The 15,343-nt window shown below is 71.9% G+C and carries 13 protein-coding genes; 6 read left to right on the forward strand and 7 right to left on the reverse strand.

Features of this window, described 5'->3' with window-relative positions:
• Positions 1-13: 13 nt before the first annotated feature.
• From ACYVM4_RS06615 to ACYVM4_RS06635, 5 genes are all read right to left on the reverse strand, one after another.
• The gene (locus ACYVM4_RS06615; protein WP_368819843.1) at positions 14-370 is read right to left on the reverse strand and encodes a metal-sulfur cluster assembly factor; all 357 of its coding nucleotides are present in this window, start codon (positions 368-370) and stop codon (positions 14-16) included.
• A gap of 37 nt (positions 371-407) precedes the next feature.
• Entirely contained in the window at positions 408-1,169 is a 762-nt protein-coding gene (gene sufC, locus ACYVM4_RS06620; protein ID WP_368819844.1) for a Fe-S cluster assembly ATPase SufC, read from the reverse strand.
• Between the two features lie 61 nt (positions 1,170-1,230).
• Complete coding sequence (gene sufD / locus ACYVM4_RS06625) at positions 1,231-2,430, reverse strand: Fe-S cluster assembly protein SufD (protein WP_368819913.1); 1,200 nt, start codon at positions 2,428-2,430, stop codon at positions 1,231-1,233.
• A gap of 166 nt (positions 2,431-2,596) precedes the next feature.
• Positions 2,597-4,051, reverse strand: coding sequence for a Fe-S cluster assembly protein SufB (sufB, locus tag ACYVM4_RS06630; protein WP_368819845.1), 1,455 nt, complete (start codon positions 4,049-4,051; stop codon positions 2,597-2,599).
• Complete coding sequence (locus tag ACYVM4_RS06635) at positions 4,044-4,841, reverse strand: helix-turn-helix transcriptional regulator (RefSeq protein WP_368819846.1); 798 nt, start codon at positions 4,839-4,841, stop codon at positions 4,044-4,046. Before ACYVM4_RS06635 ends, sufB begins: the two co-directional genes overlap by 8 nt.
• Before the next feature lie 230 nt (positions 4,842-5,071).
• Between ACYVM4_RS06635 and ACYVM4_RS06640 the strand changes: the two genes are divergently transcribed.
• From ACYVM4_RS06640 to ACYVM4_RS06650, 3 genes are all read left to right on the forward strand, one after another.
• Complete coding sequence (locus ACYVM4_RS06640; protein WP_368819847.1) at positions 5,072-6,079, forward strand: ABC transporter ATP-binding protein; 1,008 nt, start codon at positions 5,072-5,074, stop codon at positions 6,077-6,079.
• Positions 6,076-6,864: an ABC transporter permease gene (locus tag ACYVM4_RS06645; protein WP_460668023.1), complete on the forward strand. Its 789-nt coding sequence runs from the start codon at positions 6,076-6,078 to the stop codon at positions 6,862-6,864. Before ACYVM4_RS06640 ends, ACYVM4_RS06645 begins: the two co-directional genes overlap by 4 nt.
• A gap of 140 nt (positions 6,865-7,004) precedes the next feature.
• Positions 7,005-8,030, forward strand: coding sequence for a COX15/CtaA family protein (locus tag ACYVM4_RS06650; RefSeq protein WP_368819849.1), 1,026 nt, complete (start codon positions 7,005-7,007; stop codon positions 8,028-8,030).
• A gap of 5 nt (positions 8,031-8,035) precedes the next feature.
• Here ACYVM4_RS06650 and ACYVM4_RS06655 read toward each other — a convergent pair whose 3' ends face one another.
• Together ACYVM4_RS06655 and ACYVM4_RS06660 are read right to left on the reverse strand one after the other, a co-directional pair.
• Positions 8,036-8,953 carry a dihydrodipicolinate synthase family protein gene (locus tag ACYVM4_RS06655; RefSeq protein ID WP_368819850.1) on the reverse strand — a complete coding sequence of 306 codons (918 nt, stop codon included), beginning with the start codon at positions 8,951-8,953 and terminating at the stop codon, positions 8,036-8,038.
• Between the two features lie 70 nt (positions 8,954-9,023).
• Complete coding sequence (locus ACYVM4_RS06660; protein WP_368819851.1) at positions 9,024-9,920, reverse strand: heme o synthase; 897 nt, start codon at positions 9,918-9,920, stop codon at positions 9,024-9,026.
• Positions 9,921-10,328: 408 nt separating this feature from the next.
• Between ACYVM4_RS06660 and tkt the strand changes: the two genes are divergently transcribed.
• Genes tkt through ACYVM4_RS06675 form a run of 3 tightly spaced genes read left to right on the forward strand, consistent with a single transcriptional unit; the run spans position 10,329 to position 15,299 of the window.
• The gene (gene tkt, locus ACYVM4_RS06665) at positions 10,329-12,464 is read left to right on the forward strand and encodes a transketolase (RefSeq protein ID WP_460668024.1); all 2,136 of its coding nucleotides are present in this window, start codon (positions 10,329-10,331) and stop codon (positions 12,462-12,464) included.
• 55 nt (positions 12,465-12,519) lie between these two features.
• On the forward strand, positions 12,520-13,626 hold the full coding sequence (gene tal / locus ACYVM4_RS06670; protein ID WP_368819853.1) for a transaldolase: 1,107 nt from the start codon (positions 12,520-12,522) through the stop codon (positions 13,624-13,626).
• A gap of 56 nt (positions 13,627-13,682) precedes the next feature.
• Entirely contained in the window at positions 13,683-15,299 is a 1,617-nt protein-coding gene (locus ACYVM4_RS06675; protein ID WP_460668025.1) for a glucose-6-phosphate isomerase, read from the forward strand.
• The last annotated feature ends 44 nt before the right edge of the window (positions 15,300-15,343 follow it).

The following is a 15,343-nucleotide window of genomic DNA, read 5'->3' on the forward strand; positions in this document are numbered from 1 at the left end:
CAGGAGGGAAGGATCAGATGTTGAAGCCCAGGGCACGCATCTGGTCGCGGCCGTCCTCGGTGATCCGGTCGGGACCCCACGGCGGCATCCAGACCCAGTTGACGCGCCACTCGTCGACCATGGGGTCGAGGTTCGCAGCGCACTGGTCCTCGATGACGTCCTGCAGCGGGCACGCGGCCGTGGTCAGGGTCATGTCGAGGACCAGGGCGCCGTCCTCGGCCCACTTGGAGCCGTAGAGCAGGCCCAGGTCCACGATATTGACGCCGAGCTCGGGGTCGATGACGTTCTTGAGCGCCTCCTCGACCTCCTCGGTGGAGGGCCGGCCCGCGGTCGCGGGGTCGGCGGTGGTCTCAGCAGGGGTGTCGGCCATCGCTGGCCTCCTTTCGGGGCTGATGGGGTCGGGCCGTTTACTTGGCCGCGGCCAGGTAGCGGTCGTAGCCCTCGTTCTCGAGCCGGTCGGCGAGCTCGGGCCCGCCCTCGTCGACCACGCGGCCGTCGTGGAACACGTGCACGAACTGCGGCTTGATGTAGCGCAGGATGCGGGTGTAGTGGGTGATGAGCATGACGCCCATGTCGTTGGTCTCGAGGGCGCGGTTGACGCCCTCGGAGACGACCTTGAGCGCGTCCACGTCGAGACCGGAGTCGGTCTCGTCCAGCAGGGCGATCTTCGGCTTGAGCAGCTCGAGCTGGAGGATCTCGTGGCGCTTCTTCTCGCCGCCGGAGAAGCCCTCGTTGACGTTGCGCTGGATCATGTCGGGGCTGATCTTCAGCTGCTCCATGGCGGCCTTGACGTCCTTCGTCCACGTGCGCAGGGAAGGAGCCTCGCCGTCGATCGCGGTCTTGGCGGTGCGCAGGAAGTTGGAGGTCGTCACGCCGGGGATCTCCACGGGGTACTGCATGGCCAGGAACAGCCCGGCGCGGGCGCGCTCGTCCACGGACATCTCCAGGACGTTCTGGCCGTCCAGGAGGACCTCGCCGGAGTCGACGACGTACTTGGGGTGCCCGGCGATGGTGGAGGCCAGCGTGGACTTGCCGGAGCCGTTGGGGCCCATGATCGCGTGGACCTCACCGGACGTGATGGTCAGGTTCACGCCCTTGAGGATCGGCTTGGTGGTCTCGTCGTCGAGCACGACGGACGCGTGCAGGTCCTTGATCTCGAGAGTTGCCATGGATGGTTCTCCTGTGGTCGAAAAAGTCTGTGGTCGGAAAAGAGTGCGCGCGGGAGCAGGCTCAGTAGTTCGCGGAGGTGAGCTCGTCCTGGACGGCCTCGCGCAGCCGCTCCTCGATGTCCGGGACACCGATCTGCTGGATGATCTCGAAGAGGAACCCGCGGACCACGAGCCGGCGCGCCTCGTCCTCGGGGATGCCCCGGGACATGAGGTAGTACAGGTGCTCGTCGTCCAGCTGGCCCGTGGTGGAGGCGTGGCCGGCGCCGGCGATGAGGCCGGTCTCGATCTCCAGGTTCGGCACGGAGTCCATCCGCGGGCCGTCGTTGAGGATCAGGTTCCGGTTGAGCTCGTAGGTGTCGGTGCCCTCCGCGACGGCGCGGATCAGGACGTCGCCGACCCACACGCCGTGCGCGTTCTCGCCCTGCAGCGCGGACTTGTAGGTCACCCGCGACGTGCACTTCGGCTGGGAGTGGTCCACGAACAGCCGGGACTCCAGGTGCTGGCCGGCGTCCACGAACGTCAGCCCGTACAGCTCCACGGAGCCGCCCGGGGCGTCGAAGCGGGTGGACGGGGTGACGCGCACGAGGTCGCCGCCGAGGGAGACGAGCACGTGCTTGAACGTGGCCGCCCTGCCGAGGCGCGCCTGCTGGGAGGAGGCGTGCACGGCGTCGTCGTCCCACTCCTGGAGGGTCACCACGGTCAGGTTCGCGGAGTCGCCGACCCGGAACTCGACGTTCTGCGAGAGCACGGCGCTGCCGTGGTGGCGCAGGACCACGAGGGCCTTGGAGAAGGGCTGCGCGTCGATCACCAGGTGCTGGGCCGCCGGGGTCGCGTCGGTGCCGTGGATGTCGACGACGACCGGCTGGGTCACCTCGGCCTCCTGCGGCACCGTGATCACGGTGGCCTCGGTGACGCTGCTCCACGCGTTGGCGGAGACCCGGTCCTCGGGGATGCCGGCGCTGCCGATGCGGGCGTCGTCGCGGCCCACGGTCTCCACGCGGACCGCGTCCGAGTCGACGGTCACCGCGGGTGCCGCGCCGGTGAGGGCGTCGGCGTGCAGGCCCTTGAGGCGCTTGAGCGGGGTGAACCGGAAGTCCTCCTCCCGGCCCGTGAGCTTCGGGAAGTCGGCGACGTCGTAGGACGTGCGCCGCCCGGCACGGGAGGAGTCGGGCACGCCCGAGATGTCGCCGTGGGAGGTGTGCCGCACCAGGGTGTCGTTCTCGACCTTGTCGCGGGCCAGCCGCTCCCCCTCCAGGTCCATGCCCGGGATGGCGACGCGCCCGTCCCCGGTGCGGACCCCGTCGACCTTCTCGCCCAGGTTGTCGTAGACGCCCTTGGCCGCACCGGCGGCCTTCTCGGCCACCGCGGTGGCGGCAGAGGCGGCGGCCTCCGTGGCGTTGCGAATCGTTTCGTTCAGCTTGGACATGTCAGCCAACGGATCCTTCCATCTGCAGTTCGATGAGGCGGTTGAGTTCGAGCGCGTACTCCATGGGCAGCTCGCGGGCGATCGGCTCCACGAAGCCGCGCACGATCATCGCCATGGCCTCGTCCTCGGCCATCCCGCGCTGCATGAGGTAGAACAGCTGCTCCTCGGAGACGCGCGAGACGGTCGCCTCGTGGCCCATGGTGACGTCGTCCTCGCGGATGTCGACGTACGGGTACGTGTCGGAGCGGGAGATCGTGTCCACCAGCAGGGCGTCGCAGACCACGTTGGACCGCGAGCCGTGGGCGCCCTCGCGGACCTGCACGAGACCGCGGTAGGCGGCGCGGCCGCCGTTGCGGGCCACGGACTTCGAGACGATCGACGACGACGTGTTCGGGGCGATGTGCACCATCTTGGAACCGGTGTCCTGGTGCTGTCCCTCGCCGGCGAACGCGATCGAGAGGGTCTCGCCGCGGGCGTGCTCCCCGGTCATGTAGACCGCCGGGTACTTCTGGGTGACCTTCGAGCCGATGTTGCCGTCGATCCACTCCATGGTGGCGCCCTCGTGGGCGATCGCGCGCTTGGTCACGAGGTTGTACACGTTGTTCGACCAGTTCTGGATGGTCGTGTAGCGCACGCGGGCGTTCTTCTTGACGATGATCTCCACGACGGCGGAGTGCAGCGAGTCGGTCTTGTAGATCGGCGCGGTGCAGCCCTCGATGTAGTGGACGTAGGAGTCCTCGTCCGCGATGATCAGCGTCCGCTCGAACTGGCCCATGTTCTCCGTGTTGATGCGGAAGTAGGCCTGCAGCGGGATCTCGACGTGCACGCCCTTGGGGACGTAGACGAACGAGCCGCCGGACCACACGGCCGTGTTCAGGGACGCGAACTTGTTGTCGCCCACGGGGATGACGGTGCCGAAGTACTCCGCGAAGAGCTCCGGGTGCTCCTTGAGCGCGGTGTCGGTGTCGAGGAAGATGACGCCCTGCTCCTCCAGGTCCTCGCGGATCTGGTGGTAGACGACCTCGGACTCGTACTGGGCGGCCACGCCGGAGACGAGCCGTCCGCGCTCGGCCTCGGGGATGCCGAGCTTCTCGTAGGTGTTGCGGATGTCCTCGGGCAGGTCCTCCCAGGTGGCGGCCTGCTTCTCCGTGGAGCGCACGAAGTACTTGATGTTGTCGAAGTCGATCCCGGACAGGTCCGCGCCCCACGTGGGCATGGGCTTGCGGTCGAAGAACTTCAGGCCCTTCAGCCGCAGGTCGGTCATCCACTGCGGCTCGCTCTTCTTCGCGGAGATGTCCCGGACGACGTCCTCGTCGACACCGCGGCGCGCGGAGGCGCCGGCGACGTCGGAGTCGGCCCAGCCGTACTCGTAGGTGCCGATGCCCTCGAGCTCGGGGTTCTTCTCCAGGATGTCGGCGATGACAGTGTCGTTGCCGCTGGCGATCTGCTCAGTCATGACGGCCTTCCTCTGTTGTCTGGTCTGTGACGTGGTCCGCGGTGCGGTCCACGGAAGTCGGTGCCGCGGCGGGTCCCGGCCGCGTGAGGGGCACGTGCGTGGTGCACACGTGCGCGCCGGCGGCCTGCGTGGAGAGCCGGCGGACGTCGGTGCCGAGCAGCCGGGCAATGAGCTCGGTCTCCAGCTCGCAGAACTGCGGGTAGCGGGCGGCGAGGTCGCGCACGGGGCAGTGCCCCTGGCACATCTGCGCCGACACGATGGTGCGGGACTCCCCGCGGCCGACGGCCACCTCGTTGGTGGAGGCGGCGAACCCGTCGCGGCTGAGCAGCCGCACCAGGACGGGCAGGCGGTCGGCGACGTCGTCCCCGGCGGCCTCGACCTCGGGGCGGTATGATGCCTCGAGTCGGTCCACGCGCTCCTGGATGAAGGACTGCACGGCGTCCGGGCCGGCGATGCGCCGGATGGACTCGAGCGCGTCGGTCGCGATCTCGAGGTAGTCGTCGCCGAGCTTGGCGTGGCCCTCGGGGGCGACGACGTAGCGCCGCGCCGGCCGGCCGGCGCCTCCGCTGCGGCGGCGGACCATGGTGACCTCGATGAAGTGCTGCTGCTCGAGGGCGTCCAGGTGGCGGCGCACGGCGGCCGGGGTCAGCTCGAGCATCTCGCCGAGGTCGGCGGCCGAGACGGGACCGTGCTCGAGGACGGCGCCGAGCACGCGCGAGCGGGTGTTCTCCTCCTGCTCCGCCCGCGGGCCGGAGCGGGACCTGCTCCTGGCGTCCGTGGTCTGAGTCATGGGTGAACCGATCGCTTCCTGGTCGGGGTGGAGGTTCTCGTGGTGCATCGTGCGACCTGCTGGGGCGCCTTTAATACACAACCGGAGTATGTCGTAATTCATTCCGCCCTGACCAGTAAGTGGAGCCTTACCCGGCCGCCGTCCTCGAATCACGACCTACTCATAATAACCCCCGGGCGCGGTGGGGCCAAGGGGGTCGGCCAGCGGGCGCGCCGCACTACACTGGTCCGGTGCCCGCCCAGAGTCCCCCCGCGTCCTCGCCCGCGCTCTCGATCGAGGGCCTCGTGAAGGAGTTCCCCGTCCGCCGGCGCCGCTCCCGGCGCCCGGCCGGACCGGGCGCCACGCGAGCCGACGTGGTGCACGCCGTCAACGGCCTGTCCCTCACCGCGCGGCACGGCGAGATCACGGCGCTGCTGGGGCCCAACGGTGCCGGCAAGACGACCACCCTGGAGTGCGCCCAGGGTCTGCAGCGGCCCTCGGCGGGCACGGTGCGCCTGCTGGGCCAGGACCCGTGGCGGGCCAGTCCCGCCCTGCGCGCCCGCGTGGGCGTGATGCTCCAGGACGGCGGGCTCCCCCAGGCCGTGCGCCCGCTGGAGCTGCTGCGGCACGTGGCGTCCCTCTACCGCAGCCCCCGGGACATGGACGAGCTCGTGGAGCGGCTCGGCATCAGCAGCTTCGACCGCACCGTGGTCCGCCGGCTCTCCGGCGGCCAGCGCCAGCGCGTGGCCCTGGCGGCGGCCCTGGCCGGCAGTCCGGAGGTGCTCTTCCTCGACGAGCCCTCGGCCGGGATGGACCCGCAGTCCCGCAACATCGTGTTCGACCTCGTCCAGCAGCTGCGCCGCGAGGGCGTGTGCATCATCCTCACCACGCACCTGCTCGACGACGCCCAGCGCCTCGCCGACCAGGTCTACATCGTGGACCACGGCCGGGTGATGGCCCAGGGCTCCGTGGCGGAGCTGGTGGCCCCCGGCGCCGACGCCCCGGCCGTGCTCGTGCTGACGCTGGCCCCCGAGCAGCTGCGCGCGGGGCCGTTCCCCTGGGACGACCCCGGGTTCGAGGACGTCCGCACGCACTGCGCCGACCGCACCGTGACGCTCACCGGCGCCCTCACCCCCGCGATGCTCGAGGCCGTGACCCGGTGGTTCACCGCGACCGGCACGATGCCCGAGTCCCTGTCCCTCCAGCCGCGCACCCTCGAGGACGTCTTCCTCGACATCTCCGGACGGGAGATCCGATGACCGCACCCGCCCAGCCGCACGCCGCGCCCCCGCGCTCGGCCCCCGCTCCTTTGGCCCACCGGGTCGCCGGGCAGGCGCGCTACGAGGCGCTCACCATGCTGCGCAACGGGGAGCAGCTGCTGCTGCTGCTGATCCTGCCGCTCATGGCCCTCGTGGCCCTGACCCTCACCGACCTGCTGGACGCCGCCGTGCCGGCCGGCGCCTCCCGCGTGGACGTCGCCGTGCCGGGCGTGCTGGCGCTGTGCGTGCTCTCCAACGCCTTCTCGGGGCAGGGCATCCAGACCGGCTTCGACCGCCGCTACGGGGTGCTGCGCTTCCTCTCCACGACTCCCCTGGGCCGCGGCGGGCTGATCGCCGGCAAGCTGCTGGCGATCGTCGCGGTGCTCGTGGTGCAGTACGTGCTCGTGGCCGCGCTCGGCGCGGCCCTGGGCTGGCGCCCGGACGCGGTGGCGGTGCTCGTCTCCGTGCCGGTGCTCCTGCTCGGCGCCGCGGCGTTCACCGGGCTGGGGCTGCTGCTCGCCGGGACGGTGCGCGCCGAGGCGACCCTCGCCGTGACCAACCTCGTGTGGGTGCTGCTCGCCGCCGTCGGCGGCACGCTGTTCCCCTCGACCACGCTGCCGGCGGGATTCATCTGGGTGGTGGAGCTGCTGCCCTCCGGCGCGCTGGGCACCGCCCTGCGTGAGACGTTCCTCACCGGGGCGCCCACGCCGCTGCCGGTGCTGGTGCTCGCCGCCTGGGCCGCCGCCGCCTGGGCCGGGGCCGTGCGCTGGTTCCGCTGGAGCTGAACCGCCGGCTCGGGACCCGTGCCGGTGGCCGCGGGGCGGGGGCCGCGGGACCGTCCCGGCCGGCGGGAGGCGGGGGCCGCGGAGCCGGATAAACTGGGGGTGGAGACCCCACCGCACCGACCCCGTCCGGAAGTGAACTCATGAACCGCGCCAGCGACCCCAGCGACGTCGACGTCCGCGAGAACGGCAGCGTCCTGCTGCCGACCCGGATCACCCGGTGGGTGCGGTGGCTCGCCGTCGCGTCGCTGCTGGCGAACTCCGTGCTCATCCTCACCGGCGGGCTCGTCCGGCTGACCGGCTCGGGCCTGGGGTGCCCCACCTGGCCGCGGTGCACGGACGAGTCCTGGACCAACACCCCCGAGATGGGCATGCACGGGCTCATCGAGTTCGGCAACCGGCTGCTGACGTTCCTGCTGGCCGCCGTGGCGGTCCTGACGTTCCTGGCCGTGCTCCGGCTGCGCCGCGAGCACCGCGACCTCTTCCGGATCGCCCTGCTGCTGGGCCTCGGCATCCCGCTGCAGGCCGTGGTCGGCGGGATCACCGTGCTCACCGGGCTCAACCCCTGGATCGTGGGCATCCACTACCTCATCTCCGGGGCGATGATCGCCCTGGCCACCGTGCTGGTGAACCGCACCCGGCGGCGCTCCCTGCCCGCCGTGCGGGACGCGGAGCGTCCCGGCCAGGCCTACGGGCAGCGCCGCACCGTCCGGCTGCTCATGGCGGCCCTGGCGGTGCTCACCGCGCTGATCCTCTACCTGGGCACCCTGGTCACGGGCACGGGCCCGCACGCCGGGGACGACACCACCGCCCGGCACGCCTTCGACGCCTACCTCATCACCCGCGCCCACGCGGTGCCCGTGTACCTGATCGTCGTGACCGTGGTCCTCGGCCTGGTGCTCGCGCGCCGGCACCGGTGGCCCGTGCCGCTCGCCTCGAGCCTCAACGTCATGCTCGCCGTGCTGGTCCTGCAGGCGCTCATCGGCTACTACCAGTACTTCAACGGCGTCCCGATCGTCGCCGTGGCCCTGCACCTGGTGGGCTCCGCGCTGCTGGTCTGGGCCACCGCCCGCACCGTGGAGAAGGGCTTCGCGGTCACCCGCACCCCGCACCCGGTGCTGCGGAGCGCCGACCGTGCGCAGCCTGCCGAGGCGCCTGCCCGCGGCTGAGGCCCTCAGGCCCGCTCGTCGGGCGCCTCGTCGAGCAGCTCCTCCACCGCCTGGGCCAGGCGCTGCCGGCTGGCCGAGGGGATCGGCAGCAGCGGCCGCCGCGGCGGGGCCGTGCTCACGCCGCACACCTCGGCGAGGGCGTACAGGGAGCTCAGGGGCCGCTCCTGGCGCAGGATCTCCATCAGCGGGGTCAGCGCCGCCTGCCACGTGCGCACCGCGCAGTCGTCGCCCGCGACGACCGCGGCGCGGAAGGCGGCGTACTGGCGCGGGAGCACCGCGGCGATCCCGGAGTGCCAGGCCGCCGCGTCCGGCGCCGCCTCGTGGAGCAGCCGCTCACCGCTCACGCCGTGGGCCGTCCCGGGCTCCGCGAGCTCTCCGAACCGGCTCCGCCGTGCGGCGAGGTCCTCCGGGGACTCCGCGGTGTCCTTGAACGCGCTGACGTTCTCCAGCCAGGACAGCTCGGCGGCGAGCTCGACGGGGTACGTGAAGCCCGTCGTCGTCGGGTTGTTGTAGATGCACAGCGGCAGGGACACGGCCGCCGAGACGGTCTCCACCTGGTCCGCGATCTCCTGGGAGACGAGCGGGATGTAGGACAGCGGGTTGAGGACGAGCCCGTCGGCTCCGCCGTTCTCCGCGGCGTAGGCCATCTCGAGGACCTCGCGGGTGGTCATCGCGGAGATCCCCGCGCCCACCGGCACCCCGGAGCCGCGAGCGGCCTGCACGGCGACGCCCACGACCTCGGCCCGCTCCTCCCCGGAGAGGTACGCGAAGCTGCCCGAGCTGCCCAGGACCACCAGGGCGTCCACTCCCGAGCGGGCCAGCCGGCCGACGTAGCGCTCGAAGGACTCCAGGTCCAGGCGGCCGCCCTGCTGGAACGGGGTGATCGGGTAGGCGACGAGCCCGGTGAAGGTCATGCTGAGCATGCGACCATCCTAGGTCCGGCAGATCCCCCGGCCGGACCGGTCACCACGGGGCCCACCGGCCCCGGCGGGCTCAGAGGACGGGACCGCCCACGAACGGGTCCACGGCGAGGGCGAGGAACACGAACGTGATGTAGGCGATGGAGCCGTGGAAGACGTGCATCGCCTGCTTGTCCGTGGGCCGGCCGGCCACGGCGAGGGCGTGCAGCTTGTGGCTGTGACCCACGAACCAGGCGCCCGCCGCCAGCGCGGTCACCGCGTAGACCCAGCCGGCGCCGCCCACGGGGACGAGCAGCAGCGAGCACACCACCGTGGCCCACGCGTAGAGGACCACCTGGCTGCCCACGGTGCGGGCCCCGGCCACGGCGCCCAGCATGGGGACCCCCGCGCGGGAGTAGTCGTCGGCGTACTTCATGGACAGCGGCCAGTAGTGCGGCGGGGTCCACAGGAAGATGAAGAGGAACAGCACGAGCGCGGGCCAGTCGAGGCCGCCCGTCACCGCGGCCCACCCGATCAGCACCGGCATGCACCCGGCGACCCCGCCCCAGACGATGTTCTGGGCGGTGCGGCGCTTGAGCACGATCGAGTAGAAGACGGCGTAGAGGAAGATGGCTGCCGCGCCCAGGACGCCGGCGAGCACGTTGACCCCGATCGTGAGCCAGGCGACCGACACGGCCGTGAGCGCCCACGCGAAGACGAGGGCCTCGCGGTCGGTGACCTCCCCGGTGACGAGCGGACGCTTGGCCGTGCGCTTCATCACCCGGTCCTCGTCCCGGTCGATGTAGCAGTTGAAGGCACCGGCCGCGCCCGCCGCGAGCGTGCCGCCCACGAGGGTGTTGAGGATGAGCCAGAGGTTCGGCATGCCCTGCTGGGCGAAGATCATGGTCGGCACGGTCGCCACGAGCAGCAGCTCGATGATCCGCGGCTTCATCAGGGCGACGTAGGCCCGCAGCTTCCGGGAGGCCGTCATCCGCCCCTCGCGGCGAGGGGCCGCCGCAACACCCGTGTGCCCGGTGCCCAGGACGGCTCGTCCTGCGGGTCCCGACGTCTCGAGTGAGTTCACAGAATCATTGCTCCCGGTTGCGGTGGTGTTCCCCCGGCTCCGTGCGCGAGGACGGCCCGGAGACGGTGCGTCGCCGACCCGCAGGAGCGGTCGGCCCGGTGGTCGCGGGCGCGGAAGAAGGTCCTATACAGCATAGCGCGTGAGGGCGCTCGTCCCGGCTCCGGACATGACGGGAAAGACCTCCGGGGCCCCCCGGGCCGGTGCCGTCGGTCACACGGCCGAAATGCGCGTGACCTAAGCTGGACCCAAACCGCCGGTCGGTGACCGGCGCCCGCTGCGCACGGCAGCGGACCCCAATGGAAAGGGCCCCGAATCTTGGCGACCGAACTCGATCAGAAGCTGACCTGGACCGAGCTGGACCGGCGTGCCGTGGACACGGTGCGGGTGCTGGCCGCGGACGCGGTGGAGAAGGTCGGCAACGGCCACCCCGGCACGGCGATGTCCCTGGCCCCCGCGGCGTACCTGCTCTTCCAGAAGGTGATGCGGCACGACCCCACCGACGACCGGTGGACCGGCCGGGACCGGTTCGTCCTCTCCCCCGGGCACACCTCCCTGACGCTGTACCTGCAGCTGTTCCTCTCGGGCTACGGGATGGAGCTCGAGGACATCGAGTCCCTGCGGACCTGGGGCTCGAAGACGCCGGGCCACCCCGAGTACCGGCACACCACCGGCGTGGAGATCACCACCGGCCCGCTCGGCCAGGGCCTCGCCTCCGCCGTGGGCTTCGCCTACGCCCAGCGCTACACCCGCGGCCTGTTCGACCCCGAGGCCCCGGCGGGCGAGTCCGTCTTCGACCACACCGTCTACGTGATCGCCTCCGACGGGGACCTCCAGGAGGGCGTGACCTCCGAGGCGTCCTCGCTGGCCGGGGTGCAAGAACTGGGCAACCTCGTGGTGATCTACGACCAGAACCACATCTCCATCGAGGACGACACCGACGTGGCGTTCACCGAGGACGTGCTGAAGCGGTACGAGGCCTACGGCTGGGACGTGAACCGGGTCGACTGGACGAAGACCGGCGACTACGTCGAGGACGTCGAGGAGCTCTACGCGGCGATCCGCGCGGCCAAGGCCGAGACCACCAGGCCCTCGCTGATCGCGCTGCGCACGATCATCGGGTACCCGGCGCCCAAGAAGCAGAACACCGGGGGCATCCACGGCTCCAAGCTCGGGGCCGAGGAGGTCGCCGCCACCAAGGAGATCCTCGGCTTCGACCCCGGGAAGTCCTTCCAGGTCGAGGACGAGGTCTTCGCCCACACCCGCTCCATCCAGGACTCGATGGGCCAGGTCCGTGCGCAGTGGGAGCAGGACTTCGCCGCGTGGCGGGAGGCCAACCCCGAGCGCGCGAAGCTCTACGACCGGATCCGCGCCGAGGAGCTCCCGGAGGACTACGCCGAGGCGTTCCCGGTCTTCGAGGCCGGCAAGGACGTCGCCACCCGCTCGGCCTCGGGCAAGGTGATCAACGCGATCGCCGACACCTTCCCGGAGCTGTGGGGCGGCTCCGCGGATCTGGCCGGCTCCAACAACACCACCATCGAGTCCGCGCCCTCCTTCATCCCGGAGGCGCGCTCCACCGCGAAGTGGACCGGCAACCCCTACGGGCGGGTGCTGCACTTCGGCATCCGCGAGCACGCCGCGGCGGCGATCGTCAACGGCATCACCATGTCCTCGCAGACCCGGGCGTTCTCCGGGACGTTCCTCATCTTCTCCGACTACCAGCGCCCCGCCGTGCGCCTGGGTGCGCTGATGAAGGTCCCCTCGATCTACGTGTGGACCCACGACTCCATCGGCCTCGGTGAGGACGGACCCACCCACCAGCCCGTGGAGCAGCTCTCCGCCCTGCGCGCCATTCCCGGGCTCGACGTGGTGCGCCCGGCCGACGCCAACGAGACCGCGATCGCCTGGCGGACGATGCTGGAGAACCGGCACGGCCCGGCCGGGATCGCGCTGACCCGCCAGAACGTGCCCACCTTCGCCCGGGCGGACCTCCACCCCGAGGCCGAGGGCGAGAAGTTCGCCTCCGCCGAGGGGGTCGCCCGCGGCGGCTACGTCCTGGCCGACACCGAGGGCACCCCGGACGTGATCCTGATCGGCACCGGCTCCGAGGTCTCCCTGGCCGTCGAGGCCCGCGAGCAGCTGAAGGAGCAGGGCGTGGCCGCCCGGGTGGTGTCCATGCCGTGCCGGGAGTGGTTCGACGCCCAGGACGCCGACTACCGCGAGTCCGTGCTGCCGGCGGCCGTGAAGGCCCGCGTGTCCGTGGAGGCCGGGGTCGCCATGTCCTGGCGGGACCTGCTCGGCGACGCCGGGCGGGCCGTGTCCCTGGAGCACTTCGGGGAGTCCGCCGACTACGAGACCCTCTACCGCGAGTTCGGCATCACCGCCGAGGCCGTCACCGCCGCCGCCCAGGAGTCCCTGACCGCCGCGCAGGCCACCGCCTCCGTGGGCCGCTGAGCCTCGGCGCGCACCGACCGATCCCTTTCCCCCGAGCACGAGGACTGACACGAACATGACCACCCCCACCCAGAAGCTCTCCGCCGCCGGCGTCTCGATCTGGCTCGACGACCTGTCCCGCGAACGCCTGACCTCCGGCGGGCTGCAGCGGCTGATCGACGAGAAGGACGTCGTGGGCGTGACCACGAACCCAACGATCTTCGCCGCCGCACTGGCCAAGCACGATGCCTACGAGGACCAGGTCAAGGAGCTCGCCGCCGCCGGCACGGACGTGGACGAGGCGGTGCTGGCCATCACCACCGACGACGTGCGCGATGCCTGCGACCTCTTCGCCCCGGTCCACGAGGCCACCCAGGGCGTGGACGGGCGGGTGTCCATCGAGGTGGACCCGCGCCTGGCCCAGGACGCCGAGGCGACCGCGGCCATGGCCCAGCGGCTGTCCCAGACCATCAACCGCCCCAACGCGCTGATCAAGATCCCCGCCACCGAGGCCGGCCTGCCCTCGATCACCGCGACCATCGCCGAGGGGATCTCCGTCAACGTGACGCTGATCTTCTCCCTCGAGCGGTACCGCGCGGTCATCAACGCCTACCAGCTGGGCCTGGAGCAGGCGCTCGAGAACGGCAAGGACCTGGCCGGCATCCACTCCGTGGCGTCCTTCTTCGTCTCCCGGGTGGACTCCGAGGTCGACAAGCGCCTGGACGCGATCGGCACCGACGAGGCGGCCGCGCTCAAGAGCCAGGCCGGTCTGGCCAACGCCCGGCTCGCCTACCAGATCTACGAGGACGCCCTGACCACCGAGCGCTGGGAGCGGCTGGCCTCGGCCGGGGCGAACCCGCAGCGCCCGCTGTGGGCCTCCACCGGGGTCAAGGACCCGTCCCTGCCGGACACCCTGTACGTGACCGGGCTGGTCGCCCCGAACACCGTGAACACCATGCCCGAGAAGACCCTGGAGGCCACGTTCGACCACGCCGAGGTCACCGGGGACACCGTCACCGGCACCTACGCGGAGTCCAACGAGCTCCTGGACCGGATCGCCGGCGTGGGGGTGTCCTACGACGACGTCGTCGCCCAGCTCGAGGCGGAGGGGCTCACCAAGTTCGAGGACTCCTGGACGGAGCTGCTCGACACCGTGCGCGCCGCCCTCGACAACGCCCGCTGAGCCCGCCCCGTCCTGACCCGAGTTCCGTCCGTGCTGCCCCACCCGAAGGAGAACCCATGAGCTCCCTGTCCGTCCAGACCTCCGGCGCGGCCCGCGAGGCCGTCGACCGGCACGTGCCCGCGCTGGTGGGCGACAGGTTCGCCTCGAAGCTCTTCGCCCAGGACCCCACCCTGTGGGGGGCCGCGGCCGAGGACGAGTCCGCCAAGCGGCTGGGCTGGGTGGAGGCCGCCGAGGTCTCCCGCCCGCTCGTCGCCGAGATCACCGCGCTGCGCGAGGAGTTCGCGGCGGAGGGCGTGGACCGGTTCGTTCTCGCGGGCATGGGCGGGTCCTCCCTCGCCCCCGAGGTGATCACCCGGACCGCCGGGGTCGAGCTGTTCGTGCTCGACTCCACGGACCCGGAGATGGTGGGCGCGGCCCTCGCCGACCGCCTCGAGCGCACCGCGATCGTGGTCTCCTCCAAGTCCGGCTCCACCGTGGAGACCGACTCGGCGCGCCGGGTCTTCGCCCGGGCGTTCGAGGACGCCGGCATCGACGCCGCCTCGCGCATCGTGGTGGTCACCGATCCCGGCTCGCCCATGGAGGCGTCCGCGCGGGAGGCCGGCTACCGCCGGGTCTTCACCGCCGACCCGACCGTGGGCGGGCGCTTCTCCGCGCTGACCGCCTTCGGCCTGGTCCCCTCCGGACTGGCCGGCGTGGACGTCGGGGCGCTGCTCGACGACGCCGACGAGGCCGGCGAGGTGCTGCGCGAGGACGCCGAGGACAACCCCGGCCTGCACCTGGGCGCCGCCCTCGGCGGTACCCAGCCGCTGCGGAACAAGCTCGTGTTCCAGGACCTGGGCTCCGGGATCGCGGGGTTCGCCGACTGGGCGGAGCAGCTGATCGCGGAGTCCACCGGCAAGGAGGGCAAGGGCGTGCTGCCCGTCGTCGCCGGCGCCGGTGACGTCCCGGAGGCCTCCTCGGGGGCGGCCGACGTCCTCGTGGTGGAGCTCGTCGGCGTGGACGACGAGCAGGCCCCCGAGGGCGACGTCGTGCGGGTCTCCGGCTCCCTCGGCGCCCAGCTCATGCTGTGGGAGGTCGCCACCGCGGCGGCCGGGCGGCTGCTCGGCATCAACCCGTACGACCAGCCCGACGTGGAGTCCGCCAAGAACGCCACCCGCGCCCTGCTCGAGGACAAGCCGCAGCCGACCGCCGCGGACGTCGTGGACGGTCCCGTGGAGATCCGCGGCGCGCAGGAGCTGCTCGACGGGGCGCAGACGGTCGAGGAGGCGCTGGCCAGGCTGCTCGCGCAGCTGCCGGAGACCGGCTACCTGTCCGTGCAGGCGTACTTCGACCGGCTCGCGTGGGCGGAGCTGGAGAGCGTCCGCCCGGTCCTCGCCCGGGTCACCGGCCGGCCCGTGACCTTCGGCTGGGGCCCGCGGTTCCTGCACTCCACCGGCCAGTACCACAAGGGCGGACCGGCGGAGGGCGTGTACCTGCAGATCACCGCCGCCTCGGAGACGGACCTCGACATCCCCGACAGCCCGTTCAGCTTCGGCGAGCTCATCTCGGCCCAGGCCGACGGGGACGCCCAGGTCCTCGCCGACCACGGGCGGCCCGTGCTCCGGCTGCGGCTCGCGGACCGCGCCGCGGGCGTGGCGCGGCTGCGGCAGGCCGTCGACGCCGTCGGCGGCTGACCCGGTCGGAGCGACCGGACCGCTGACCTAGAATGGGAGCACGC

This window comes from Kocuria himachalensis (assembly GCF_054784195.1).